Consider the following 24,091-nt stretch of genomic DNA (forward strand, 5'->3'; position numbering starts at 1 on the left):
ACCTCGCCGGGTAGGTCAGCCGCGCCTGAGCAGGTAGGTGTCCATGATCCAGCCCTTGCGGGCGCGAGCCTCGGTGCGCAGCTCCTCGATCCGCCCCGCGACCTCCGCCAGCTTCCCCGAGACCAGGATCTCGTCGGGGGTGCCCACGTAGGCCCCCCAGTAGATGAAGAGGTCCTGGTCAAGGTGGGCGGTGAAGGCGTGCCGCGCGTCCAGCATCACCACCACGTCGTCCACGTCCTGCGGCCAGCCCTCGGCGAGCCGGCGCCCGGTGGTGATCTGGACCGGGCGCCCGACCCGGTTCAGATTGGTCCGGTGCCGGGCGAGCAGCGCCGAGACGCTGCTGATGCCGGGCACGACCTCGTGCTCGAAGGCCACCCGGCCGCGCTCCAGGACCTCGTCGAGGATCGCGAGGGTGGAGTCGTAGAGCGAGGGGTCGCCCCACACCAGGAACGCCCCGGTCTCGCCCTCCGCGAGGTCCTCCGCGATGAACCGCTCGAAGAGCTCCGCCCGCGCGCTGCGCCAGCCGTCCACGGTGGGGGTGTAGTCGGCGGGGGTCCGGTCCCGGTCCGGGTCGCGGCCCTCCACCAGCCGGTGTCCCGGGCGGGCGTGCGCGTCGAGCATCGCCCGCCGCAGCCCGGTCAGATCCGCCTTCTCCTCGCCCTTCTCCAGAATGAGGAATGCGTCCGCCGCGCCGATCGCCTTGACCGCCTGGAGGGTCAGGTGGTCCGGGTCGCCCGCGCCTATGCCGATCACTGAGAACTTCTTCACCCCGCCATTCTGCTTCACCCCGCTATTCTGCCCGTCATGCGTGCCGCCCTGTTCGTCACCTGCGTCAACGACGCGCTCTACCCCCGGACCGGCATCGCCGTCGTACGCCTCCTGGAGCGGCTCGGCGTCGGCGTGGACTTCCCGGCGGGCCAGAGCTGCTGCGGCCAGCCGCAGTACAACACCGGCTACCGCCGCGAGAGCGAACCGCTGATGCGGCGCACGGCGGAGGCCTTCGCGGGCCACGCGTACGTCGTCACCCCCTCCGGGTCCTGCGCCGCCATGATCCGCGAGCACTACCCCCGCATCGGCCGCAAAGCGGCGCAGGAGGGGCGCGGCAGCGCACTGGCCGAGGCGGCCGACTCCCTCGCGCCGCGCGTGTACGAGCTGACCGAGTTCCTCGTCGACGTGCTCGGGGTGACCGACGTCGGCGCGTACTTCCCGCACACCGTCACCTACCACCCCTCCTGCCACGGCCTGCGGAGCCTGCGCCTGGGCGACAGGCCGCGGCGGCTGCTCGCCGCCGTCAAGGGCCTGGAGCTGGTCGAGCTGCCCGGCGCCGAGGAGTGCTGCGGCTTCGGCGGCACCTTCGCCGTCAAGAATCCGGACGTGTCCGCCGCGATGGGCACCGACAAGACCGACCGGGCCCGCGCCACCGGCGCCGAGGTGCTGTGCGGCGCCGACAACTCCTGCCTCGCCCACCTTGACGGACTGCTGCGCCGCGCGGGCGCCCCGATGCGGGCCGTGCACCTCGCGGAGATCCTGGCCGCCACCGAGGAGGAACCGCTGCCGTGACCGGTACGCATCTGGGCATGCCCGCCTTCCCCGCCTTCCCCTCGGCGGCGCGGGAGGCCGTACGGGACGAGGTGCTGCGCGCCAACCTGCGCCACGCCACGCACACCATCCGCGACAAGCGGGCCCGGGCCGTGGCCGAACTGGAGGACTGGGACCGCCTCCGGGCCGCCGGAAAGGCGATCAAGGACCACACGCTGCGCCACCTCGACCACTACCTCCTCCAGCTGGAGGAGGCGGTGACGGCCGCCGGCGGGACCGTGCACTGGGCCGTCGACGCGGACGAGGCCAACCGCATCGTCACCGACCTCGTCCGCGCCACCGGAGCGCGCGAAGTCGTCAAGGTCAAGTCCATGGCCACCCAGGAGATCGGGCTCAACGAAGCCCTGGAGGCCGCGGGCATCGCCGCGTACGAGACCGACCTCGCCGAGCTCATCGTCCAGCTCGGCCACGACCGGCCCTCGCACCTCCTGGTCCCGGCCATCCACCGCAACCGGGCCGAAATCCGCGACATCTTCCGCAGTGAGATGGGCCGTTGGGGCCGCCCCGCCCCCGAGCCGCTCGGCGACGACCCCCGCGAGCTCGCCGAGGCGGCCCGCCTCCACCTGCGCGAGAAGTTCCTGCGCGCCGAAGTCGCCGTGTCCGGAGCCAACTTCATGGTCGCAGAGACGGGCACGATGGTCGTCTTCGAGTCCGAGGGGAACGGCCGGATGTGCCTGACCCTGCCCGAGACCCTGATCTCCGTCGTGGGCATCGAGAAGGTGGTCCCGACCTTCCGTGACCTCGAAGTCTTCCTCCAGACGCTGCCGCGCTCCTCGACGGCCGAGCGGATGAACCCGTACACGACCATGTGGACCGGGCTGGGTCCATCGAAGGGGGCGGACGGCGACGGGCCCGGCGCCTTCCACCTCGTCCTCCTCGACAACGGCCGCACCGACACCCTCGCCGACGAGACCGGCCGCCAGGCCCTGCGCTGCATCCGCTGCTCCGCCTGCCTCAACGTCTGCCCGGTCTACGAACGCGCCGGCGGCCACGCCTACGGATCGGTCTACCCCGGCCCCATCGGCGCCATCCTCAGTCCCCAACTGCGCGGCACCGGCAGCGAGATCGACGCCTCCCTGCCCTACGCCTCCACCCTGTGCGGGGCCTGCTACGAGGTGTGCCCGGTCGCCATCGACATCCCCGAGGTGCTCGTCCATCTCCGCGAACGGGTGGCCCAGGGCGGCCCCGTGACCCGGGAGGGCGTCCGCGTGACCCTCCGCCCCGCGCACGGCCACACCGCCGAACGGGCCGCCATGCGCGCCACCCGGCTGCTCCTGGACCGGCCCGGGGCCGTGCGTGCGTCGGAACGCCTGCTGGCCCGGGCTCGCCGACTCGCGCCCCGCAGGCTCCCGGGCGCCGGGAGGGCCTGGACCGACACGCGCGAACTGCCGTCCGTCCCGGCGGAATCCTTCCGCGCGTGGTGGGCGCGGGAACGGGGGGCCGGCAGTGAGCGGAAGGGACGGCCGATGACCAGCAGCAGGGACGGCCAGTGAGCAGCAAGGACCGGATCCTGGGCCGTATCCGCCGGGCCGTCGGCGGCCCCTTGCCCTCGGACACCGGGATCCCCCGGGACTACCTCCGGGTCCACGGCGTCCGCACCCCGGCCGAGAGCGCCGACCTGCTCGCCGCCCACCTCGCGGAGTACCGGGCGAAGGTTCACCGCACCGACGAGGACGGCCTCCCCGCCCTGCTGGCGCGGCTCCTGGCCGCACACGGCTCCCGGACGGTCCTCGTACCGCCCGGCCTGCCCCCGCACTGGCTCGCGGCGGCCGGCCCCACCCGCGTCCACGACCGGGCCGGCTCCACCCCGGCCGATCTGGACCGGACCGACAGCGTGGTCACCGGCTGCGCCCTGGCCATCGCCGAGACGGGCACCGTCGTCCTCGACGGCGGCCCCGAGCAGGGGCGCCGGCGCATCACCCTGGTCCCCGACCACCACATCTGCGTGGTCCGCGTCCCGGAACAGCTCGTGGACTCCGTCCCGCAGGCACTCGAACGCCTCGATCCGACCCGCCCGCTGACCTGGATCTCCGGCCCGTCCGCCACCAGCGACATCGAACTCGACCGGGTGGAGGGCGTTCACGGCCCCCGGACCCTGGAAGTGATCCTCCTCGGCGCACAATAAGGGCATGCCATCCCACATCGCCCTCACCGCCCTCGTGGTCCGCGACTACGACGAGGCCATCGACTTCTACACCCGCGCCCTCGGCTTCGACCTCGCCGAGGACACCGCCCGCCCGGACGGCTCCCGGTGGGTCGTGGTCCGCCCGCCGGGAGCCACCGAATCCGCCCTCCTGCTGGCCCGAGCCAAGGACGAGGCCCAGCGCGCCCGGGTCGGCGACCAGACCGGCGGCCGCGTCGGCTTCTTCCTGTACACCGACGACTTCGCGCGCGACCACGCCCGGATGACCGCGCAGGGCGTCCACTTCCTGGAGGAGCCGCGCCACGAGGCGTACGGCTCCGTCGCGGTCTTCGAAGACCTGTACGGCAACCGCTGGGACCTGCTCCAGCCGGCGGCGTAGGCCGGGGCGGGCGCTCAGGGCCTAGCCCGGGCCGGGGGCTCAGCGTTGGGGCCGGGCGGGGGACTCAGGCGGGGGGCCCAGCCTTGGGACCGGGCGGGGGACTCAGGCAGGGCGCTTCGCCGGCGGCGTCGATCGGCTCCCCGGCCTCCACCCGGCCCGCCAGTTCCCGGGCCCACCCGACCAGCCCGGCCAGGTCGATCCCGTACGCACCACGGCCCTCCTGCGCCCCGCCCCGCCGCACCTCTTCGATCCCGGCGGCCCCGCGCAGCAGCAGCCGCGCCCCGCCGACCGCGTTGCCGCGCGCGGCGTGGGTCAACCCGACGGCCAGCTGCGCGAGGCCCCGCCACAGCGGCGCCTCGGCCTCGGGCCCGGACTTCCAGGCGTCCTCGAACACTTCGTGCGCGTGGAACGGCATCCCGGCGTCCAGCAACCGCTGCGCCTCCCGCACCGTCTCCCCGGGCGAGCGCACCACCCCCTCGGGCTGCCGCTCCACCCCCGGCGCCCCGTAGGGCAACGGCCGCCCCAGCCCATCCCTCGGCCGCGCGCTCCGCGCCCGCCCCTCGACATCCCGATCCCGTGCGTCCACGACACCATCCTCCACCCACGCCGATCACCCGTGCATGCGCACCCCTCGGCGTGGGGTAATGTTCTGCATGTGCCAGCGAGCACGGGGAAACCCGCAGGTCGAAGGCACAACGGGACGTGGCGCAGCTTGGTAGCGCACTTGACTGGGGGTCAAGGGGTCGCAGGTTCAAATCCTGTCGTCCCGACTCGAAAGAGTCGCAGATCAGGGGCCGTTTTGGAGCAATCCAAAACGGCCCCTTGGTCGTTTTCGGGGACCAGATGCAACTTCGACTACCTCCGCGGTCCCACCGGCATGGGAGTCGAGCACTACTTCAGCCGGGGCGTGTTCCATCTTCTCAAGCTTGTGAATTGAGTGAAATGGTCCGAAAGTTCAAGTATCGGCTCAGGAGCCCGCTTGGCGGACTGGCGGCGGACCTCTCGGCCCGGACCGTGCCACCGGGCGAAGCGTCGGCTCCTTCCGTGGGGATCTACCGAGGAGTCCGCCTCCTGCTTCCCGGGTCGGGCATGTACTGGGAGGACCTGGCCTGGCTCTCCTTCGTCGTCGCGCTTCGTGCCGAGGAGCTGTGCGCCAAATATCCGGAGGGCGTGTACCTCGAGATCATGTCTCTCGACTTCCCGTTGACCGACTACCGGCCGGAGGTTGCCGCCCTCGCCATGGACGGGTGGCTGCGAGAGGAGTTCGACCTCCCCGATGCCGGGATTGCCTGCGCGTACTCGGGCGGCGCGGACCCTTATGCCTTCTCGTGGGGTGGGGCGGAGCCGCCGCTGCGGAGGCCGCGGCTCTAGGCCGTGTTTTAGGAAGCGCGGGAGGCCAGCCATGTGGAGGTCGCCCGCGATCCGGTCGATGCTGGTCTCGTCGTTGACGACGTGCACACGACGGCTGGTGTCACGTCGGACAACCTCATAGCCGCCCTCGTGATGCGTGGCCGGCTTCGCCAGTTGCTGGATGTGGCGGACCTACTGGGTCTGTCCCTGGGGAATCGTCCCGGCCCGGGCTCGCCTCTTGGTCCACCGGGGAGGCGGCTTCTCGATCTCCGATGACGCAGGGTCGAGGTCTAGGGATACCGCGGGGCGGAGACGGTCCCTGATCAAGGGCCGGTTGGCGTGTTCCGGAAGTCGTTCGAGCGTTCTCTGGCCCTTGGCGGTCTACGGACAGGCTGCCCGAGACCTGATTAAGTCCACATTGGCGATGGCCTGACGACTGGAGGGCCCAGCCTGCTGGCCTACCGCCAGGGTGCCTGGGTGGGCTGAGCCTGTCGTTGTGCAGAGATGGCGTCTGCGCGGGACATGGCCAGGAGGTGGGGGAGCGTCACAGGTGAGGTGCGGCCAGCCCGCTTTGAGGGGTCGGTCCTGGGGTTCGGTCAGGCGTGTGCGACGCACGCCAAATTCGGGGCGGCGATGCCCGGCGGGCACCCGCGAGGCGCCTCGGCGCGACGGCTGGACGGGGACTAGGGCAGTGACCAGCGCGGGCGCATGCTTCGGCATCGGCTGCGTCGCGGCGGCAGTGGCACGCCAACTGTCCCTCGGCGTACGAGTACTGACCTACCGCCTGGAACGCGTCCGTACGCTCGCCGGCAGCGGCCCGTCCTGCGGGTGGCGGGCGGCGGCGGGCGGGGGCAGGGCTCAGGGGCGCCGCGCCTTCGGGGGCGGTGGGGAGGCGGGCCGGAGGCGGACGCAGCAGTGGCCGGGGCTGGGCTCCAGGTGCGCCTGGAGGCTGTTTTCGGTGAGTCCCTCCAGCACGCCGCGCAGCAGGTGGAGGTTCATTCCGCACACGGTCTGCGTGTGGTCGCGGGCGAGGGCGTGGAAGGGGCAGTTGCCCAGCACGAGGGCGTCTCCGTCGGGGCGGGGTTCGAAGCCGTTGCGTTCCAGCAGGTCGAAGACGCCCACCTGCCCCTCTCCGGCGAGCTGTCGGCCCAGCTCGTGTGCCTTTCGGTGCAGGACGGCCCGTACCGGTTCGCCGGTGGCCTCGGATTCCTCCAGGGCCTGGGCGAGGAGCCGGCCGGCGAGTTCGTAGTGCCGCTCCGGCAGGTTGACGGTGACCTGCTTGCCGGAGCGCTTGTACAGCTTGGCCGGCCGGCCGGCTCCCGGGCCGGTGCGTCCGCTGCGCCGCTCGTAGACGACGTCGAGCAGTGATTCCTCGGCCAGGCGGTCCAGGTGGAAGGCCGCGGTCGGCCGGCCGAGGCCCAGGGCTTCGGCCGCTTCGTCGCGGCTGACCGGTCCCGGCTGGCGGACGACGTGCTCGTACAGCCTCCTGCGGGTCGGCTCGTCGAGCGCGGCCACGGCGGAGACGTCGGTCCTGGTTGCTTCCTTCGGGTCGTCCACGAACACCAGTGTAAAACAGACAGCCATTGACTAAAGAAGATGCGCGTACTTCTATTGCTAGTAAGATTTCTCGATAGAAGGAAGGGCGTCATGTCGTTCCCCACCTCAACCGCCCCGTCCGTCACCCCACGGCGGGCCGCCCTCACCGACCCCGGCTCCCAGGCGTTCGTCATCCTGCGCACCGGGTTCGCCGTCGCGCCGATCCTGTTCGGCCTGGACAAGTTCACCAACCTGCTCGTGGACTGGCCCCGCTACCTCGCACCGTGGATCGACGACATCGTCCCCGGCAGCGCCCAAGCGGCCATGTACGCCGTCGGTGTCATCGAGATCGTGGCCGGCCTGGTCGTCGCCACCGTCCCGCGGTTCGGCGGCTGGCTGGTCGCCGGATGGCTCGCCGGCATCATCGTCAACCTGCTGAGCATCCCCGGCTACTACGACATCGCGCTGCGCGACTTCGGCCTGCTGCTCGGCGCGGTGGCCCTGGCCCGGCTCGCCCAGCGCTACCACCGCAAGCGGTCCTCGCACTGACGGCAGCCGTCGCAGAAGGCGCGGAGGCGGGTGGGCGCCGTACCGGCCCACCCGCACGGCCTGCCGTGGCAGCCGCGCCCCCTCCCCGGGCGGAGGGCGGCATCGGCCGGAAAGGAGCCGGAAAGGAGAAGGCCATGAGTGAGAACCTGGACCGGCTGGCCGCCGAAGGCGTAGCGGTCTGGCTGGACGATCTGAGCCGGGAGCGGCTCGCCGGTGGACGGCTGGCCGACCTGGTGGGTGAGCTGCGGGTGGTGGGCATCACCAGCAACCCGACGATCTTCGCCAAGGCGATCCGCTCGGGGGACCGCTACGACGACCAGGTCGGTGAGCTGGCACGGCGCGGTGTGTGCGCCGAGGAAGCCGTCCGGCTGCTGACCGCGTACGACGTGCGCTGGGCCTGCGACATCCTGCGCCCGGTGTACGAGGCCAGCGACGGCGTCGACGGCCGGGTGTCGCTGGAGGTGGACCCGCGCGTCGCCCACGACACGGCGGCCACGGTCGCCGAGGCGCGGGCCCTGTGGTGGCTGGTGGACCGGCCGAACCTGTTCGTGAAGATCCCCGCGACGCAGGAGGGCCTGGAGGCGATCAGCACCGCGCTCGCCGAGGGCATCAGCATCAACGTGACGCTGATCTTTTCCCTGGACCGCTACGACCAGGTGCTTCGCGCGTTCCTGAACGGCATGGGCCGGGCCCACGCGGCGGGACGCGACCTGGCGTCCATCGCGTCGGTGGCCTCCTTCTTCGTCAGCCGAGTGGATACCGAGGTCGACGGCCGACTCGACAAGATCGGCGCCCCCGAGGCGCAGGAGCTGCGGGGCCAGGCCGCGGTCGCCAACGCACGGCTGGCCTACCAGCGCTTCGAGCGGGCCCGGGCATCGGACCGATGGCGGGCCCTGGAGGCGGCCGGGATGCGTCCGCAACGCCCCCTGTGGGCCTCCACCGGGGTCAAGAACCCCGCCTACGCCGACACCCGCTACGTCGACGACCTCGTGGCACCCGGCGTGGTCAACACCATGCCGGAGCACACCCTGCGCGCGGTCGCGGACCACGGCCGCATCCGGGGAGACACCATCCACGGCACATACGTGCAGGCCCGGCAGGTCCTGGACGACCTGGAGGCGCTCGGCGTGTCCTATGACGACGTGGTCCGTGTCCTGGAGGACGAGGGCATCGCCACGTTCACGGCCTCCGGCAACGAGCTGTTCGAGCAGCTGGACACCGAACTGCGCAGCAGGCGCGCCGCTGCCTGAAGCAGTCGTGACGCCGACCGGACCAGGCGGGTGAGCAGCGCACGGGCGATGGTGGTGTCATGGGAAGCATCAGCGGTCGGGAGGGAACAGGAACGGTCCCAGGGCCGTCGACCGGGGGCTTGCGCTGCGGCGGTTACGCTCCGCTGCGGGACTACGCGGTGATCGGTGACGGTCGCACTGCCGCTCTGGTCGCCAGGGACGGGTCGGTGGACTGGCTGGGTTTGCCGGACCTGGACTCGCCCGCCGTATTCGGCGCCGTGCTGGACGCCGCTCGCGGGGGCCGGTTCACGCTCGCACCATCAGTCCCGTACCGGAGCGAGCGCCGCTACCTGCCCAGCACCAACGTCCTGGAGACCACCTTCCGCACCGACACGGGAACGGTGCGGGTCACCGACGCACTCACGCTCCACGACGACGCGACGCTCACGCCGATGCGGGAGCTGCTGCGACGCGTCGACGGACTGTCCGGGTCCGTGCCCGTGCACTGGAGCGTGCAGCCCCGATTCGGTTACGGCGCCCGCCACACCCGAGTCACCCGACGTGCAGGTGTCCCGGTGGCGACAGCGGGAAGCGATGCGCTCGCGGTCTGCGCCTGGGACGCCGGCGAGCCCGCATGGGAAGGGGACACCCTCAGTGGGCACTTCGAACTCGTCAGCGGCCGGCACGCACTGCTCGCGATGCCGTTCGCCCATCAGGAACCGCTCGTCCTGCCGGCCCGCTCCGAGTGCGAGGCGCGCTTGGAGGCCACGTGCGCGGCGTGGCGGAGCTGGGCGCACGACCGCCTGTACACCGGGCGGTGGCACCAGGCGGTGATGCGCAGCCTGCTGGCGTTGAAGCTGCTGGTCTACGCCCCGTCCGGTGCGGTCGCGGCTGCGGTGACGACGTCGCTGCCGGAGGAGATCGGCGGCGAGCGCAACTGGGATTACCGTTTCTCCTGGGTCCGCGACTCCGCCTTCACCCTGGCCGCGTTCCTGCGGCTGGGATGTCCGGCGGAGGCACGTGCCTACTTCTGGTGGCTCATGCACGCCTCGCAGCTCACCCACCCCGAGCTGAACGTGCTGTACCGCCTGGACGGCGGGCACCGCACCCCGGAGTTGGTCCTGTCGTGGGAGGGCTACCGGGGCTCGGGGCCGGTCCGTACCGGCAACGCCGCCGTGGGCCAGGTCCAGCTGGATACGTACGGCGAGCTGATGCAGACGGCCTGGCAGTACGCGCTGGCGACCGGTCGTCTCGACGCCGACGTCGCACGCCGTCTCGCCGAGCTGGCCGACTTCGTCTGTGTGACCTGGCGTGAGCCGGACGCGGGCATCTGGGAGGTTCGCAGTCCGCCGCGGCACTTCACCCACTCGAAGATGATGTGCTGGGTGGCGCTGGACCGCGCCGCCGACCTTGCCGCACGCGGCCTGATCCCCGGTGGGCAGGTGGACCGCTGGCACGCCGGTCGCGACGCGATCGCCGGCTTCATCGAGAACCGCTGCTTCTCGCCCGACCGCGACGGCTACGTTCGCGCCGTCGGCAGCGAGGACCTGGACGCCGCCGTCCTGCTGGGTCACCTCTACGGATACGGCGGCGACGGTCACCGCATGGAGGCGACGATCACCACCCTGAACCGCCTTCTGCGGCACGGGCCTTACGTCGACAGGTACTCGGGGGAGGACGGCCTTGTCGGCGGGGAGGGTGCGTTCCTCGCCTGTTCCTTCTGGCTCGCGGAATCCCTCGCCCGCACCGGCCGACTCCCGCAGGCCGTCGAGCTGATGGAGGAGCTGGTGGGTCTGGCCAACGACGTCGGCCTCTACAGCGAGGAGATCGACCCCGCCACCGGCGAGTTCTTGGGCAACCTGCCCCAGGGCCTCAGCCACCTGGCGCTGATCAGCGCCGCCTGCGCCATCAACGACGCGAGCAGAGACACGGCACGATGAACGCCTGGGGAACCGCCGCCGGGGCCTTCGTCGGCACCCTTGCACTGACGACGGCGCTGCGCGCCGCCGGCGAGCTGAGGCTGACCCGCATGGACCTGCCGTTCCTCCTCGGTACGGCGGTGACCGTGAACCGCACCCGCGCGAAGGCCATCGGCTACGCGATGCACTTCCTCAACGGGCAGATCTTCGCGTTCGTCTACTTCGCCGTCTTCGTGGCCATCGACCGGGCGGGCTGGTGGCTGGGGGCCCTGTTCGGGCTCGCCCACGGCCTGTTCGCGGGCACCGCACTGGTCAACATCCTGCTGCCACTCGTCCACCCGCGTATGGGCAGCCCGCTGACCAGCGCCCCACGGACGGCACTGCTCGAACCGCCCGGCTTTCTGATGCTCAACTACGGCCCGGGCACCCCTGTGGTCACCGTCTGCGCCCACATCGGCTACGGAGCGATCGTCGGAGGCTTCACATCCTTATGAGCGGGTTTGTCGCGGGTTTGTCGGCCCCTGGGGACGGAGTGAGGTGACGGCCGCGACCGGCAGCGAACGCGACTCGGTTGGACGACCGCGTGTGACCCTCGTACGGGTGATGATCTCCGTGTGGTGCGCTTCGGGTACCGTCACGCAGCCGATACTGCCGGGTTGTGAACACTTCATCGACACCTTTGGGCCGGCGCCAGATGATCCGCCAGGCGGCCGCTGCCGCCCTTGCGGGCACGGGACTGCTGCTGGCCAGCGGGCCGCAGGCCCACGCAGGGCGACGCCGGGCCGCCGGACTGCTGCCGGCCATCGGGCAGACCTTCACCATGGACATGAAGGCCTTCGGCACCAGTTTGGTGGTGCCTTTGCCTCCGCCCCTTCCTCGCTTGGACTTCAGGGGCAGGATCTCGGTCAAGGTCCTTGCCGGTGGCGCGGACTTCGTGCATCTGCAGACCCTGGACTTCACCATGGTGGCCGTTCACCCGCTGCTGGGAGAGGTCAGGCTGCAGCTACCCGCCATCAACGTCTCGCCCGCGAGCACCTTGCAGGAGGGTGTGGGCGGGTTGGTGGAGACGTGGCTCCAGGCGATGGACATGACCTTTGAGCGGTTCGGTGACCTGCCGGGGCCGTTCACCCTGGAGACGACGCAGCCTGCGAAGGCGAGCGGCACTCTGCCTCAGTTCCCGCCCCCGTCCACGGGCGAGAACCCCGACGGATCGCCCACCGGCGGAGCGTTCCTGACCGCGGCAGGACCCATTCGATTCACGGGCGGTTCGTCTGCCGACTCGCCTATCGATCTCTCTGCCGTCCAACTGCAATGGGACGGCGTCTACCAAGGCCAACCCGTCTAGCGTCCGCTGCCTCAAACGGCGGTCGCAGGCGGCCGAGTATTCCCCGAAATCCTCGCCCGAACCCCCTGACCGGTCCACATGATGCGACAAGATCTGGGAACGAGTTCTAGCGGATACCACCCTTCCCCCCATCGGCAATCTGGCCGAGGATCATGGGCGGTCCGGAAGCATTTCATCCGCTTCTATGGCCAGGCGCCGCTACCCGATGAGGACTCATGCTCTCCCGACACGACATCGCCCCTCCCACCCCGAGACGGAGATCCGTCCGGACAAGGACCGGGGGAGCGCTCGTCCCTTGAGATTCCGGATCGGCCGCCCCAGCAATCCGCCCGCTCGCCAGCCCACGGAAGAACCGGCGCACCATCGCCCCCCCGCCCCTGCAACTGCGCCGCCCCCGGCTTCCATAGCTCCCTTGTCGGAGCACGAGATACACCTGGTCAAGGCTTCGGCGTCGGTGGTCGCCCCCGTGGCCGAAGAGATGACGGTCTACTTCTACGCCATCCTGTTCGCCCGCTACCCGGAAGTACGTCCACTGTTCCCGCCCGGGATGGACGCCCAGCGCGGTCGCCTCCTGCGCGCGCTCCTGCACATCGTGGACGTGGTCGACGACCCGGCGAAACTCGTCCGCTTCTGCGGGCACCTCGGCCGCGACCACCGCAAGTTCGGCACCCTTGCTGCCCACTTCCCGGCGGTCGGCGAGTGCCTCCTGGCCTCTCTCGCGCGCTACGCCGGCCCGGCCTGGACGCAGGACATGGCCGACGCGTGGACGAAGGCGTACGGCGTGGTCTCCCAGGTCATGATCAGCGCCGCCGAGGAGGACGAGGCTGTGCGGCCCGCCGTCTGGCCCGCCACGGTGGTGCACCACCTCCCTCGCGGACACGGCATCGCCGAGATCACCGTGCGCCCCCACCTGCCCTACGCGTACCAGGCCGGGCAGTACGTGAGCATGGAGACGCCGTGGTGGCCGAAGCTGTGGCGCTACTATTCCCCCGCCAACGCGCCCCGCGCCGACGGCACCCTGACCTTCCACGTCCGCGCGGTGCCCGGCGGCTCGGTCAGCGAGGCGCTGGTACACCGGGCGGCGGTGGGCGACGTGCTGCGACTGGGCCCTCCGATGGGCGACATGGTCCTGGACGCGGCCGTACACAAGGACCTGCTCTGCGTCGCCGGCGGCACGGGGCTCGCCCCGATGCGCGCCCTCATCGAGGAGGTCGCCCGTCGCGGGGGACGCCACCAGGTGGACCTGTTCCTCGGCGCCCGCACCGGCGACGAACTGTACGGGGTGGACGACATGCTGCGGATGGTCCAGCGGCACCACTGGCTGACCCTGCGGGGCGCGGTCTCCCACGAACACGTCCCCGGCATCCGGGGATCACTGCCGACGGTGCTGGCCGAGTACGGGCCGTGGTACCAGCACGACGTGTTCCTCAGCGGACCGGCGGCCATGGTCGCATCCGCCAGCGAAACGCTGACCCGCCACGGTACGTTGCCCGACCGCATCCATCACGACCCGTTCGAGACCCCCGTCCTGTCCACCCGCTGAGCCGGATCCCCGTTCACTCTCCCAGGAGCAGCCCCCGTGATCTTCCCTCCACCGTCGTCCGGTTCGGCCGGTGAGCGCCGGTTGCAGCAGCAGCTGGGTACGGCCGAGCGCGCCGCCCGCTTCTACGACCAGCAGGTGCGCTCCCATCTGACGGACGAAATGCGGGAGTTCATCGGCTGCCAGAGCATGGTGTTCCTTGCGACCGCCGACTCCCACGGCGAGTGCGACGCCAGTTTCCGCGCCGGGCCGCCGGGATTCGTCCACGTCATCGACTACCGGACGCTCGCCTACCCCGAGTTCCGCGGGAACGGTGTGCTCGCCAGCGCCGGCAACATGACCGAGAACCCGCACCTGGGCATGCTCTTCGTGGACTTCACCCACCACCGCGTAGGGCTGCACGTCAACGGCGTCGCCCGGCTCTACGACGACGCGGAGCTGCGCGGTGTCCATCCCGGCCTGCCGACCGACGTCGCGCCGGGGCGGGGGCCCCAGCTGTGGGTCCACCTCACGGTCCAGGAGGCGTACATCCACTGCTCGAAGTACATACCCCACCTGGAACCGGTTTCCCCTTCTCCGCGCCACGACCCGGCCCGGCCCAAGGACGCGGACTACTTCACCAAGCGCCGTACCGCGGTGTGGTCGGGACTCTCCTGACGCGTCGCGCACGGGCGCGAGGGGCACGGGCGTGAGGAACACGAGCGCGCTGTGACATGCGGTGCCCGAGCCGCATCGCTCGTCCGGTCCGCCGGGGAAATGCCGTTGCCCGCACCGCCGGTCTCCGTGCATCCTGACCGGATGTCCAGAGTGCCCTACCCCAGAGGACTGTCCTGGGGCGATGTTGATCCCGCCAGCCATCCCTTCGACCCCGATGCGGTGGCGCATGTGGTCCACTCCCTGGGGCCGGCGAGGCGGGTGCCCTCCCGGACGGATCCGGACATCGACCTGACCAGGGTCAACTGGGCTCACGAGGTGGCACTGCCCTGGTCCGATGCCATGACGCACGCGCTGGTCGAGCACTACGGCCAGTGGGCGGCAGGATGGCGCTGGTCGCACGGCGAAGGGGACATCGACGGAGGGCCGGTCGGGAGCTGGTGTTGCGGCTCGCACTCGATCACCACCTCGCAGCAGACCCTCGACCGGGTCGTGGTGGCGCTGTGCGAGTGGCGGGACTGGCTGGAGCGTCTTGTGGAGTGGTTCGAGGCCTACCCTCTGAACCCCAAGACCCTGGCGGCCGACCGCATCCTGTGGGAGAACGCCGCCCGCAACGTGATCCTGCATGTGGCCGACTGGACAGGTGCCGAAAGCGGCTGGTACGGGCACTGCCAGCAGGTCCTGGGGTGGTTCCTCACCTACTGGGGTGTCGCCCCGGAGACGGCCGAGAACCTGGTACGCCAGGCCGTCGGGGGCCGGTTCAAGAGCTGGACCGCCCCGGACACCGTCCTGGCGGCGGACATCGCGGAGCGGCTCGTCGGCCCCCTGCGACCTAAGGACACCCGCTGGTTCCCCGAGGCCGGGGAGCTCCCGGACCACCTGGAGTGCTGGCTCGCGGTGCGCGAGAGCGTGCCGTGGCCGGAACACGAGGACACCGCGGACAACGGACCGGTGGCGCCCGCCCGCGACGGCGCGGTCGAGGAATTCCGCTTCTTCGACGCAGCCGTGGACGCTGCTCGCGCAGCTGGCCTGCTCGCCGCACTCGAACGGGTACGGGCCGACGCCGCACGCGGTGCCACACTCGACTTCGAGCTGCTACGCGGATGGCAGCAGCACGTACTGGGCACCCCCGAGCCGCCGCCGTTGCGCACCCACCCCGCCTTCGCCAAAGGTGGCGCCGAGCGCTACGGGATCGGCCCCGACACCCGCGCCCGCCTCGACGCCTGCTTGGCGCAAGCCACCGACGGCCGGCTCTCGCTCGCCGCCAGGGCGGCCCGCGCCCATCTGGACGTGTGCTTCTTCCACCCGTTCGACGACGGCAACGCCCGCGCTGCCCTGCTCGCCCTGTTGTTCGTGCTGGCCCGCGAAGGCGTCACCCTCGACTCGGTGCTGCTCATCCGTCGGTTCAGCCACCGGGCCGACGACCCGAACGACGCCCTGGGTCTGTGCGGTTCCGTGAAGTTCCACATCGAGCAGAGCCGTGCCGCCACCGCTCAGCTCGTCAATTGACCCCGGGGGTCACCCCGTTGGCACGGCGCTCGGACATCGTTCAGTGTTCCTCGTCCGGGTAGCCCCAGTCGATGACGCCCTTCGCCGTCGGGGCGGCCTCCGTCACGGCGAACGCGAACGAGCCCTCGAACGCCGGCTGCCAGCGGCCGAAGCCGCTGATGCTGAGCGGGAACTGGGTCTCACCCGACACGTAGTGGACACCGGCGTCGCAGACCGCGCCGTAGCTGATCTGGTTCTCGATGCCCTCGTCGCGCAGCAGTTCGCCGATCGATTCGGCGACCGCCTCGGCCTGGGCCGCGTCCGTGAGCTGCGAGACGGTGAAGTGGAGATTGATGTTGACCGACATGGCCGCAGGCTATCGGCCGTCGTCGCCCGGGTGTTCCTCGCCCCTCCCCTCCTCGACTCCTCGACCGGGGTGCCTTACTGATCGTTTCAGAATGGACTCCGGTGGGCACCAGGCCGTTGCCTCCTTGAAGCCCGATACTGGTGGGGTGAACGTCTCGCACATCAAGCCTCACCTGCGGTGCCTGTCCACCAGCGGGTCCGATCTCGCCCATGCGGTGGTGGAGCGGGCGGTGGAGCGTGCTGCGGGGGTCTCGGACGTGGTGCCGTTGCCGGTCGGCCCGTCGGTGCACGTGCTCGTGGTCCATACCGGCCGGTCGGCAAATCTGCGCTGGTCGGCAGACGGGACGGCACGTCGGGAGCGTTTCCATGCCGGACAGGCACTGATCAACCCGGCCGGATGGGCGTCGCGGCCCCGCTGGCAGGACGAGGTGGAGCTGTTGCTGCTCGGCATCGATCCGGTGTGGCTGGAGAAGCTGGCGGCAGAGGGCGGGGCCACGGGCCACGTCGAGATCGTCCCGCAGTTCCACTTCACGGATCCGCTGCTTGGGATGCTGCTGGAGCGGCTGGTGGCGCAGTACGCGGGTCCCGGCCCCGCGGACGCGCTGTATGCGCAGTCGCTGGTGCAGGCCGCTGCGGCGGTGATGCTGCGCAACGCGGGCGAAGGCGGCGTGACGCCGGCCCGTGAGGGTGGGCTGGCGCCCCGCCGGCTGGCCCAGGTGGTGGACTTCATCCACGCCAATCTGTCCCAGCGGGTCACGCTGGCGGATCTGGCCACCGTGGCGGGGGTGAGCGAGTCCCACTTCACCCGTGTCTTCAAGGTCTCGACCGGGAAGTCCCCGCACCAGTACGTGATGCAGAAGCGCCTCGAACATGCCCGGCGCGAACTCATTCACACCGGCAGGCCGATCGCGGAGATCGCGGCGGAGGCGGGGTTCGCCGACCAGAGCCATCTGACGCGGTTGATGCGGCGCCACGAGGGTGCCACGCCGCAGATACTGCGGGACGGAGACGGCGGGCGCTGAGGGGTCCGCGGGATGTCGTGAGCGGTTTGTTCCACCGCTGATCGGATCGTTCAAGATGCACGCGTCTCGCTGCGGTGATCCTATGTGGCACGTGGCCTGGCCCTCGGCGTCCGCCGGGGCCGCGCCTTCCCCGTTCGGTACACCGCAGGAGGCCGTCATGGTCAGGACCCCGGACAAGACGCTCAACGGCAAGGTCGCCTTCGTCGGCGGCGCGTCCCGCAACCTCGGCGGGCTCATCAGCACCACGCTCGGTGCGGAGGGCGCCTGGGTCGCGGTGCACTACAACAGCGACTCCTCCCGGGCCAAGGCCGAGGATGTCGTCGCGCAGATCAACAACGGCCCGGGCAAGGCGGTCGCGATCCAGGGTGACCTGACGAAGGTCGCCGAGGTGGAGCGGGTCTTCGACGAGGTCCTGAACACGTTCGGGAAGCTCGACTACAGCGTCAACACCGCAGGCATGGTGCTGAAGAAGCCGCTGACCGAGATCACGGAGGAGGAGTACGACCGCATGTTCGCGGTCAACTCCAAGGCCGCGTTCTTCGTGATGCGGGAAGCGGCCCGCCGGATCGAGGACGGCGGGAAGATCGTCACGATCGTCACGTCCCTCCTCGCCGCCTACACCGGCCTGTACTCCTCCTACGCGGGCAGCAAGGCCCCGGTCGAGCACTTCACCCGCGCGCTGTCGAAGGAACTGTTCGGCCGGAACATCGCGGTCAACAACATCGCTCCCGGACCGATGGACACCTCGTTCTTCTACCCCGCGGAGGACGACGACTCCGTCGCCTACCACAAGTCCTCCGCGATGAACGGCGACCTAACCAAGATCGAGGACATCGTTCCGTGGGTGCGCCACCTGCTGACCGACGGCTGGTGGGCCAACGGCCAGACCCTCTTCCTCAACGGCGGCTACACCACCCGCTGACCAGCCCCGGCCCGGCGGACGCACCGCGTCATCGGCCATCCGCCGGGCCGCCCGCGCCCTGGGCACACCCATCCACGCGGAGGCAACCTCATGACCGCTCAGCTCACCGACCCTGCCGTGGCCGCTTTCGTCGCCGCCGTCAACACCGGCGACAAGGACGCCTTCTTCGCCGCCCTCACCCCAGACGCCACGATGTCCGACGACGGCACCGACCGCGAACTGTCCTCCTGGGCCGAGAAGGAGATCTTCTCCTCGAACGGCCGCATGGACGTGGAGAGCGTCTCCGCCGACGGCCGCACCCTCACCGTGACCTACACCAACTCCGCCTGGGGAAGCATGCGCACCCGGTGGACCTTCACCGTCACCGGCGGCAAGGTCAGCCGCTTCGAAACCGGACAAGCCTGAACCAGGGCACTGCACCGGCATGGGACGCCCCTTTCAGGGACCGCAGAAACACCACACGCTCATGAGCCCGTCATCCTCCACGTCAGCGCGTGGCACCGGCCGATGATCGCCCGCCTCCCCGACGAGAAGCAGCGCACCACCGGATTCTTCGCCGCGATAACGCGGCCCATCTGGGCATTGGGAGACGACCTGTCAGTGGGCTGCGGGGAACCGGTCGCGGCGGGGGACCGAGTCCAAGAGGAGGCGGGTGTACGGGTGTTGTGGAGCCTCCAGGACCCTGGAGGTCGGGCCCGTCTCCACGACCTGACCGGACTTGAGCACGAGGACCTCGTCGGCGATGTGCCGGACCACCGCCAAGTCGTGCGTGACGAAGAGGTAGCCGATCCCCGAGGCGCTGCGGATCTGGGCGAGGAGTTCGAGTATCTGGGCCTGGATCGACACGTCGAGTGCGGCGACGGCCTCGTCGAGGACGAGGACGCGGGGCTCCACGGCGAGGGCGCGGGCGATCGCCACGCGCTGCCGCTGGCCGCCGGAGAGGTCGCGGGGGAGGGCGGCGGCCTCGCGCGTGCCGAGGCCGACTTGGTCCAGGAGTTGGGCGACCCGCGCGCCGCGGCCCGGCGCGTCGAGAGCCGTGTGCAGGCGCAGCACCTCGTCCAGGCATCCGGAGACGGTCACCCGGGGATCGAGCGAGAGGTACGGATCCTGGAAGACCATCTGGATCTCCCGGGCCCTGGCCAGCCGTTCCGCCCGCCGCCGCGGCCGCGTGGAGCGGTCCCGCCCGTCCAGGCGGACGGTCCCGCCGTCCGGGCGCTCCAGGCCGACGAGCATCCGCACCGTGGTGGTCTTGCCGCTGCCCGACTCGCCGACGATCGCGAGGCAGGCCCCGGGCGCCAGGGAGAACGACACGTCGTCCACCGCCGTGTGGTCGCCGTACTGTTTCCGCAGACCCTCGACGACCAGTCCCTCGGCTGCCGGTTCCGCGTGCACTGAGGCCGTCACAGCGTGATCCCTTCGTCGGCGCGGTGGCAGGCGGCGAGTCCGTCGCCGTGCCGGGTGAGTACGGGCTTCTCCTCGGAGCAGCGCGGCAGCGCGTGGGCGCAGCGCGCGGTGAAGGCGCAGCCCGGCGGGGCCTCGGCCAGGGAGACGGGTCGCCCGGGGATGGGGCGGGGAGCGGGCGCGCCCGCTTCGATGCTCGGCGTGCAGGCGAGCAGCCCCGCGGTGTACGGGTGCCGCGGGCGGTCGAACAGCTCGTCGGTACCGCGCGTCTCCACGATCCGGCCCGCGTACATCACGTACACCCGGTCGCAGACGGTGGCGGCCAGTTCGAGGTCGTGGGTGACGAAGAGCAGGCCGGTGCCGCGCTCGGCGCGCAGCCGGGTGAGGAGGTCGACGATCTCCGCCTGGGTCGTGACGTCCAGGGCGGTGGTCGGCTCGTCGGCGACGATCAGCGCGGGTTCGGCCGCGAGCGCGGCGGCGATGACGACCCGTTGGAGCATCCCACCGGAGAACTCGTGCGGGCGGCGGCGCAGGGCGCCGCGCGGGTCGCGGATACCGACCGCGTCGAGGAGTTCGAGGGCCCGCGCGGTCGCCGTGGCGGGCGGGGTTCCGGCCGCGCGCAGCCCTTCCGTGAGGAAGTCGCCGACGCGGCGCAGCGGGTTCACGGAGGCGCGCGGGTCCTGGTAGACCATGGCGACCTCCCGGGCCCGGAGCCCGGTCAGCTCGGCGCGGTTCATGGTGAGGACGTCCCGGCCTGCGACCCGGACCTCCCCGCTGGTGCGTGCGCCGGCGGGCAGCAGCCCGAGGACGCTGCGGCAGGCCACCGATTTGCCGGAGCCCGATTCGCCGACGAGGCCGACGCTCTCTCCCGCGCGTACCCGCAGGCTGACTCCGTCCAGGATCGGGCGCGCGGCCCGGTCGCCGGTCAGGCTGACCCCGAGCCCTTCGATCTCCAGGACCGCAGACACGCCCCCGTCGGCCGGGATCCCCGTCGCGTCCACCTGGGCCATCTGGGCCCGGCGTTCCCGTTGTTCCCGTTGTTCCCGTTGTTCCTTCACGCGGTTCACCGCTTCCGCCTCGCGATCCGGTCGGCGAGGCCCTCGCCGACGATGCCGAACGCCACCACCGCGAGCACGATGCACGCCGAGGGCGCGAGGGCGGGCAGCATCGCCCCCTGCTGGACGGCCGACTGGCCCTCGTTGATCATCGCGCCCCAGTCGGCGGTCGGCGGCTGCACGCCGAAGCCCAGGTAGGAGAGCGCCGCCAGGTCCATCAGCGCGTACCCGAAGTTCATCGCGGACTGGGCGAAGACGGTGGGGGCGATGTTGGGCAGCAGGTGGCGCAGGCAGACGGTCCAGCCGGACCAGCCCTGCACCCGGTAGGACTCGATGTACGGGCGGGCCTTCTCCTGGCGTGCGATGCCGCGGACCAGGCGGCCCACGTACGGGGTGTAGGCCACCGCCATCGCGATTACGGGCGCGGTCATGCCCGAGCCGACGACGGAGACGAGCAGGATGGCGAGCAGGAGGCCGGGGATCGCGAAGGCGATGTCCATCGAGCGGGACAGGAACGAGTCCGCCCAGCCGCCGCGCCAGGCCGCCACCACGCCGAGCAGGGTGCCGGCCAGGGTGGAGACGCCGACGACGAGCAGCGGGCCGAGCAGTCCGGTGAGGGCCCCGTGCATCAGGCGCGACAGGATGTCCCGCCCGGACTGGTCGGTGCCGAGGAGGTGTTCGCCGGTGGTCCCGGCCAGGCTCGCCGCGAGGTCGACGGCCTCGGGGTCGTACGGCGCCAGGACGGGCGCGAGCACGGCGGTCAGGACGAGGACGGCGAGCACCGCGACCGAGGCGGTGAACAACGGCCCCTGTGCGAAGAGGCGCAGGGGGCGCAGCCCGGGCCTGCGGCGCAGGACGGCGGGCTCCGCGGGTGCGGTGGTGGTCATGAGGGGCCTTCCCCGTGGAGCGACAGCCGGGGGTCGATGAGGGGTGCGAGCAGGTCGACCGCGAGGTTGACGAGGACGAAGGCGCCCACACTGAGGAGGGTGATCGCCTGCACGACGGCGAAGTCCTTGGCGGTGACCGACTGGACGAGCAGGGAGCCGAGGCCGGGCACGTCGAAGGCGGTCTCGACGATCGAGGTGCTGATGAGGAGTCCGGCGAGCATCGTGCCGCCGACGGTGACGACCGGGCCGAGCGCGTTGCGCAGGACGTGGCGGCGGACCACGGTCCGCCCCGGGACGCCGCGGGCGCGTGCCACCTCGACGTGTTCCCGGCCGAGTTCGTCGAGCATCGCCGACCGGGTGACCCGGGCGAGCAGCCCCGCGAAGGTCAGCGCCAGGGCGATGGCCGGCAGCGTCAGGTGGTACAGCCGCTCGGGGAGGCCTACGGGTGTGCCGCCGGGGCCGGGGAACCAGCCCAGCTGGACGGAGAACAGCGACACGAGCGCGATCGCGGTCACGAAGGACGGGGTGGCCGTGGCGAGGCCGCTGCCGAGGAGCACCGCGCGGTCCAGCGGCCCGGGCCGCAGCGCGGCGAGGACGCCCGCCGCCATGCCGAGGACGGCGACGAGCAGCGCCGCGTACCCCACGAGCAGGGCGGTGCCGGGCAGCCGGGAGCCGATGAGCGCGGAGACGTCCTGGTGGAACTGGGCGGAACTGCCGAAGTCGCCCTGCAGGACGCCGCCGAGCCACTGGGCGTACTGCACGGTCAGCGGGTCGTCCAGGTGGTACTGGGCCCGCAGCGCCGCCACGGCCTCGGGGGTCGCGGGGCGCCCGTGGAGCAGGAAGGACACCGGGTCGCCGGGGGCCAGGTGGATGCTGCCGAAGACCACGAGGGAGGTCACGAACAGCACGGCCACCAGCCCGAGGACGCGTCCGGCGAGGTAGCGCGTCATTTCGCCGCGGCCCCGATCGTGGCGGCCCACGGGTAGTACAGCTGGGCGATCCCGGTCGGGGCGCCGGTCACGCGCTTGCCGAGGAAGACCACGTAGGGCGCCTCGTAGACGGGGATGACCGGCAGCTCGCGCATCGCGATCCTCTGGAGTTCGGCCGTCAGCTCCGCGCGCCGGCCCGCGTCGGGTTCGGCGTTGGCCCGGTCGAAGGCGGCGTCGAACTCGGCGTTCGACCAGTTGCCGTAGTTCCCGAAGTCGCCGGTGCGCAGGTACTGGTAGAACTCCAGCGGGTCCGGAGTGTTGTCGTAGCCGTTGGTGATGACCAGGTCCAGGCCGGCGCGTGCGGCGGGGTCGACGAAGATGCTGCTGTACGCCTCCGGGGGCACCGACTTCAGCTCGACGTCGAGGCCGATGTCCCGGCCGGCGGCCTGCACGGCGGTGGCGACGACGCTGATCTCGGGGGCGAGCGTGCTGGTGACCAGGGTGATCTTGCGGCCGGCGGCGCCGGACTCCTGGACGAGCTTCTTCGCGGCGTCGAGGTCGTAACGGGGATCGGGCTGGGTGTCGTAGAGCGCGGCGGTCTTCTCCGGGGCCAGCGCCCACGCGCCGCGCGCGGCGGGGGCCTTGGCGGGGACGCCGACGCCGCCGGCCGCGGCCTTGATGATGTTCTTCCGGTCGAGCGCCAGGGAGAGGGCCTCGCGCACCTTCACGTCGCCGAGCGGCCCTGTGAAGTCGAGCACGGCCAGGTTCGACGCGGCGGTGTTGGGGCCGAAGAGGACGCTGCCCTTGCCGCTGGAGCGCAGCTGGCCGAGCGTCGCGGGGGCCACCATGTACCCGCCGTCGGCGCTGCCGGAGAGGAAGGCGTTGGTGCGGGCCGCCGGGTCCTCGATGAAGGTGAACTTCACGGCGGCGGTCCGGGGGGCGAGCTGGGGGTCCCAGTAGGCGTCGTGCTTCTTCAGGGTGATCTCGCTGCCCTGGGTCCACGTGTCGAGGGCGTACGGGCCGGTGCAGTTGACCTTGCCCGCGGGGGTGCCGTAGTCCTTGCCCGCCTGGGCGAGGGTGGCGGCGCTCTCGACGGTGCCGGGGGAGGCGGCCATCAGCTCGTGGAGCAGGACGTCGGGCTTGCTGAGCCGGAGCGTCACCTCCAGCGGTCCGGTCTTCTCCACGGCGCGGACGTTCTTGAACGCCGACGCCCAGGGGGAGCCGGTTTCCGGGGCCATCTGGCGCTGGAGCGAGGCGACCACGTCGTCGGCCGTCATGGTCGCGCCGTCGTGGAACTTCACGCCGGGGCGCAGGGTGTAGACCAGCGTGAGCGGGTCGGGGCGGTCGTACTTCACCGCGAGGCCCGGCTCGATCCTCATGTCGGGCGTGACCCGCATGAGCTGCTCGCACACGTTGGCGAGCACGGTGTTCGGCGGATAGTCGTACGCGAGGGCGTAGTCGAGCGTGTACGGCTCGGCGTACAGGGACCAGGTGAAGGAGTCCAGCGGGCCCTGGGCGGCCGGGGAGAGCGGAGCGACCTTGTAGTCGGCGCCGCCGGCGGACCGGGGCGTGGTGGCGCCGGAACAGGCACCGGTGGTGGCCGCGAGGGCGGCGGCGCAGAGGAGAAACGCCATGCTTCGGGACATGCGCATGCAGACCCACCCCTTTACGGGTGTAGTGACGGGCGCTGTGGGATGGAGCGAGTATTGATGCGGGAACGTTCCCGCACAAGGCCGTGCGGGAACGGTTTTGCAAAGGTCGCGAGGGTGGCAGCATCG

The 24,091-nt window shown here is 71.3% G+C and carries 25 protein-coding genes and 1 tRNA gene; 17 read left to right on the plus strand and 9 right to left on the minus strand.

Annotation, left to right across the window (positions count from 1 at the left end):
• Positions 1 to 15: 15 nt before the first annotated feature.
• Complete coding sequence (gene cobF, locus ACF059_RS11745) at positions 16 to 768, minus strand: precorrin-6A synthase (deacetylating) (protein ID WP_361950699.1); 753 nt, start codon at positions 766 to 768, stop codon at positions 16 to 18.
• 36 nt (positions 769 to 804) lie between these two features.
• On the opposite strand from cobF, the gene ACF059_RS11750 reads away from it, so the two are divergent.
• The 4 genes from ACF059_RS11750 to ACF059_RS11765 are packed head-to-tail and all read left to right on the plus strand — an operon-like array spanning position 805 to position 4,121.
• Complete coding sequence (locus ACF059_RS11750) at positions 805 to 1,560, plus strand: (Fe-S)-binding protein (RefSeq protein WP_392054803.1); 756 nt, start codon at positions 805 to 807, stop codon at positions 1,558 to 1,560.
• Complete coding sequence (locus ACF059_RS11755; RefSeq protein ID WP_392054807.1) at positions 1,557 to 3,092, plus strand: lactate utilization protein B; 1,536 nt, start codon at positions 1,557 to 1,559, stop codon at positions 3,090 to 3,092. The genes ACF059_RS11750 and ACF059_RS11755 overlap by 4 nt, the downstream gene beginning before the upstream one ends.
• Entirely contained in the window at positions 3,089 to 3,724 is a 636-nt protein-coding gene (locus ACF059_RS11760) for a lactate utilization protein C (protein ID WP_392054810.1), read from the plus strand. The genes ACF059_RS11755 and ACF059_RS11760 overlap by 4 nt, the downstream gene beginning before the upstream one ends.
• 4 nt (positions 3,725 to 3,728) lie before the next feature.
• A complete protein-coding gene (locus ACF059_RS11765) occupies positions 3,729 to 4,121 on the plus strand; it encodes a VOC family protein (RefSeq protein WP_392054813.1) in 393 nt (130 codons plus the stop codon).
• Between the two features lie 64 nt (positions 4,122 to 4,185).
• Here ACF059_RS11765 and ACF059_RS11770 read toward each other — a convergent pair whose 3' ends face one another.
• On the minus strand, positions 4,186 to 4,707 hold the full coding sequence (locus tag ACF059_RS11770; RefSeq protein WP_392054816.1) for a DUF309 domain-containing protein: 522 nt from the start codon (positions 4,705 to 4,707) through the stop codon (positions 4,186 to 4,188).
• A gap of 110 nt (positions 4,708 to 4,817) precedes the next feature.
• Between ACF059_RS11770 and ACF059_RS11775 the strand changes: the two genes are divergently transcribed.
• Both ACF059_RS11775 and ACF059_RS11780 read left to right on the plus strand, forming a co-directional pair.
• Positions 4,818 to 4,891, plus strand: a tRNA-Pro gene (locus ACF059_RS11775).
• 274 nt (positions 4,892 to 5,165) lie between these two features.
• Complete coding sequence (locus ACF059_RS11780) at positions 5,166 to 5,492, plus strand: hypothetical protein (RefSeq protein WP_392054819.1); 327 nt, start codon at positions 5,166 to 5,168, stop codon at positions 5,490 to 5,492.
• 837 nt (positions 5,493 to 6,329) lie between these two features.
• On the opposite strand, the gene ACF059_RS11785 is transcribed toward ACF059_RS11780, so the two are convergent.
• On the minus strand, positions 6,330 to 7,034 hold the full coding sequence (locus ACF059_RS11785; RefSeq protein ID WP_392056631.1) for a helix-turn-helix transcriptional regulator: 705 nt from the start codon (positions 7,032 to 7,034) through the stop codon (positions 6,330 to 6,332).
• Between the two features lie 84 nt (positions 7,035 to 7,118).
• On the opposite strand from ACF059_RS11785, the gene ACF059_RS11790 reads away from it, so the two are divergent.
• The 8 genes from ACF059_RS11790 (at position 7,119) to ACF059_RS11825 (ending at position 15,752) form a co-directional block, all read left to right on the plus strand.
• A complete protein-coding gene (locus tag ACF059_RS11790; protein ID WP_392054822.1) occupies positions 7,119 to 7,556 on the plus strand; it encodes a hypothetical protein in 438 nt (145 codons plus the stop codon).
• A gap of 134 nt (positions 7,557 to 7,690) precedes the next feature.
• Positions 7,691 to 8,806, plus strand: a complete 1,116-nt coding sequence (tal, locus tag ACF059_RS11795) for a transaldolase (RefSeq protein WP_392054825.1) — start codon at positions 7,691 to 7,693, stop codon at positions 8,804 to 8,806.
• Positions 8,807 to 8,865: 59 nt separating this feature from the next.
• Positions 8,866 to 10,725, plus strand: a complete 1,860-nt coding sequence (locus tag ACF059_RS11800; protein WP_392054828.1) for a glycoside hydrolase family 15 protein — start codon at positions 8,866 to 8,868, stop codon at positions 10,723 to 10,725.
• The gene (locus tag ACF059_RS11805; protein ID WP_392054831.1) at positions 10,722 to 11,198 is read left to right on the plus strand and encodes a hypothetical protein; all 477 of its coding nucleotides are present in this window, start codon (positions 10,722 to 10,724) and stop codon (positions 11,196 to 11,198) included. The genes ACF059_RS11800 and ACF059_RS11805 overlap by 4 nt, the downstream gene beginning before the upstream one ends.
• Positions 11,199 to 11,362: 164 nt before the next feature.
• Positions 11,363 to 12,049, plus strand: coding sequence for a hypothetical protein (locus ACF059_RS11810; RefSeq protein ID WP_392054834.1), 687 nt, complete (start codon positions 11,363 to 11,365; stop codon positions 12,047 to 12,049).
• A gap of 412 nt (positions 12,050 to 12,461) precedes the next feature.
• Positions 12,462 to 13,592 carry a globin domain-containing protein gene (locus ACF059_RS11815; protein WP_392054837.1) on the plus strand — a complete coding sequence of 377 codons (1,131 nt, stop codon included), beginning with the start codon at positions 12,462 to 12,464 and terminating at the stop codon, positions 13,590 to 13,592.
• 36 nt (positions 13,593 to 13,628) lie between these two features.
• Positions 13,629 to 14,246, plus strand: a complete 618-nt coding sequence (locus tag ACF059_RS11820) for a pyridoxamine 5'-phosphate oxidase family protein (RefSeq protein WP_392054840.1) — start codon at positions 13,629 to 13,631, stop codon at positions 14,244 to 14,246.
• A 141-nt stretch (positions 14,247 to 14,387) separates the two neighbouring features.
• Complete coding sequence (locus ACF059_RS11825; RefSeq protein WP_392054843.1) at positions 14,388 to 15,752, plus strand: Fic family protein; 1,365 nt, start codon at positions 14,388 to 14,390, stop codon at positions 15,750 to 15,752.
• 40 nt (positions 15,753 to 15,792) lie between these two features.
• Here ACF059_RS11825 and ACF059_RS11830 read toward each other — a convergent pair whose 3' ends face one another.
• Positions 15,793 to 16,098, minus strand: coding sequence for a hypothetical protein (locus tag ACF059_RS11830; protein ID WP_392054846.1), 306 nt, complete (start codon positions 16,096 to 16,098; stop codon positions 15,793 to 15,795).
• Positions 16,099 to 16,243: 145 nt separating this feature from the next.
• Here ACF059_RS11830 and ACF059_RS11835 point away from each other — a divergent pair, with 145 nt between their 5' ends.
• From ACF059_RS11835 to ACF059_RS11845, 3 genes are all read left to right on the plus strand, one after another.
• The gene (locus ACF059_RS11835; protein WP_392054849.1) at positions 16,244 to 17,119 is read left to right on the plus strand and encodes a helix-turn-helix domain-containing protein; all 876 of its coding nucleotides are present in this window, start codon (positions 16,244 to 16,246) and stop codon (positions 17,117 to 17,119) included.
• A gap of 157 nt (positions 17,120 to 17,276) precedes the next feature.
• Complete coding sequence (locus ACF059_RS11840) at positions 17,277 to 18,041, plus strand: SDR family oxidoreductase (RefSeq protein ID WP_392054851.1); 765 nt, start codon at positions 17,277 to 17,279, stop codon at positions 18,039 to 18,041.
• Positions 18,042 to 18,131: 90 nt separating this feature from the next.
• Positions 18,132 to 18,446 (plus strand): nuclear transport factor 2 family protein, encoded by a 315-nt coding sequence (locus tag ACF059_RS11845; protein ID WP_392054853.1) that lies wholly within the window; start codon positions 18,132 to 18,134, stop codon positions 18,444 to 18,446.
• A gap of 192 nt (positions 18,447 to 18,638) precedes the next feature.
• Here the strand turns inward: ACF059_RS11845 and ACF059_RS11850 are convergent, their stop codons facing one another.
• The 5 genes from ACF059_RS11850 to ACF059_RS11870 are packed head-to-tail and all read right to left on the minus strand — an operon-like array spanning position 18,639 to position 23,965.
• Positions 18,639 to 19,445, minus strand: a complete 807-nt coding sequence (locus ACF059_RS11850) for an ABC transporter ATP-binding protein (RefSeq protein ID WP_392054856.1) — start codon at positions 19,443 to 19,445, stop codon at positions 18,639 to 18,641.
• Complete coding sequence (locus tag ACF059_RS11855) at positions 19,442 to 20,452, minus strand: ABC transporter ATP-binding protein (protein WP_392056634.1); 1,011 nt, start codon at positions 20,450 to 20,452, stop codon at positions 19,442 to 19,444. The genes ACF059_RS11850 and ACF059_RS11855 overlap by 4 nt, the downstream gene beginning before the upstream one ends.
• Positions 20,453 to 20,505: 53 nt before the next feature.
• On the minus strand, positions 20,506 to 21,384 hold the full coding sequence (locus tag ACF059_RS11860) for an ABC transporter permease (RefSeq protein WP_392054859.1): 879 nt from the start codon (positions 21,382 to 21,384) through the stop codon (positions 20,506 to 20,508).
• Positions 21,381 to 22,334 (minus strand): ABC transporter permease, encoded by a 954-nt coding sequence (locus tag ACF059_RS11865; RefSeq protein WP_392054862.1) that lies wholly within the window; start codon positions 22,332 to 22,334, stop codon positions 21,381 to 21,383. Before ACF059_RS11865 ends, ACF059_RS11860 begins: the two co-directional genes overlap by 4 nt.
• Positions 22,331 to 23,965, minus strand: coding sequence for an ABC transporter substrate-binding protein (locus ACF059_RS11870; protein ID WP_392054865.1), 1,635 nt, complete (start codon positions 23,963 to 23,965; stop codon positions 22,331 to 22,333). The genes ACF059_RS11865 and ACF059_RS11870 overlap by 4 nt, the downstream gene beginning before the upstream one ends.
• Positions 23,966 to 24,091: the final 126 nt, after the last annotated feature.

The organism is Streptomyces sp. NPDC016562 (genome assembly GCF_043076955.1).
Lineage (GTDB): Bacteria > Actinomycetota > Actinomycetes > Streptomycetales > Streptomycetaceae > Streptomyces.

Coding starts and splice junctions, on each gene's coding strand:
- ACF059_RS11750 (WP_392054803.1), top strand. CDS start 805: ATGCGTGCCGCCCTGTTCGTCACCTGCGTCAACGACGCGCTCTACCCC.
- ACF059_RS11765 (WP_392054813.1), top strand. CDS start 3,729: ATGCCATCCCACATCGCCCTCACCGCCCTCGTGGTCCGCGACTACGAC.
- ACF059_RS11790 (WP_392054822.1), top strand. CDS start 7,119: ATGTCGTTCCCCACCTCAACCGCCCCGTCCGTCACCCCACGGCGGGCC.
- tal (WP_392054825.1), top strand. CDS start 7,691: ATGAGTGAGAACCTGGACCGGCTGGCCGCCGAAGGCGTAGCGGTCTGG.
- ACF059_RS11800 (WP_392054828.1), top strand. CDS start 8,866: ATGGGAAGCATCAGCGGTCGGGAGGGAACAGGAACGGTCCCAGGGCCG.
- ACF059_RS11805 (WP_392054831.1), top strand. CDS start 10,722: ATGAACGCCTGGGGAACCGCCGCCGGGGCCTTCGTCGGCACCCTTGCA.
- ACF059_RS11825 (WP_392054843.1), top strand. CDS start 14,388: ATGTCCAGAGTGCCCTACCCCAGAGGACTGTCCTGGGGCGATGTTGAT.
- ACF059_RS11830 (WP_392054846.1), bottom strand. CDS start 16,098: ATGTCGGTCAACATCAATCTCCACTTCACCGTCTCGCAGCTCACGGAC.
- ACF059_RS11840 (WP_392054851.1), top strand. CDS start 17,277: ATGGTCAGGACCCCGGACAAGACGCTCAACGGCAAGGTCGCCTTCGTC.
- ACF059_RS11845 (WP_392054853.1), top strand. CDS start 18,132: ATGACCGCTCAGCTCACCGACCCTGCCGTGGCCGCTTTCGTCGCCGCC.
- ACF059_RS11855 (WP_392056634.1), bottom strand. CDS start 20,452: ATGGCCCAGGTGGACGCGACGGGGATCCCGGCCGACGGGGGCGTGTCT.
- ACF059_RS11860 (WP_392054859.1), bottom strand. CDS start 21,384: ATGACCACCACCGCACCCGCGGAGCCCGCCGTCCTGCGCCGCAGGCCC.
- ACF059_RS11865 (WP_392054862.1), bottom strand. CDS start 22,334: ATGACGCGCTACCTCGCCGGACGCGTCCTCGGGCTGGTGGCCGTGCTG.
- ACF059_RS11870 (WP_392054865.1), bottom strand. CDS start 23,965: ATGCGCATGTCCCGAAGCATGGCGTTTCTCCTCTGCGCCGCCGCCCTC.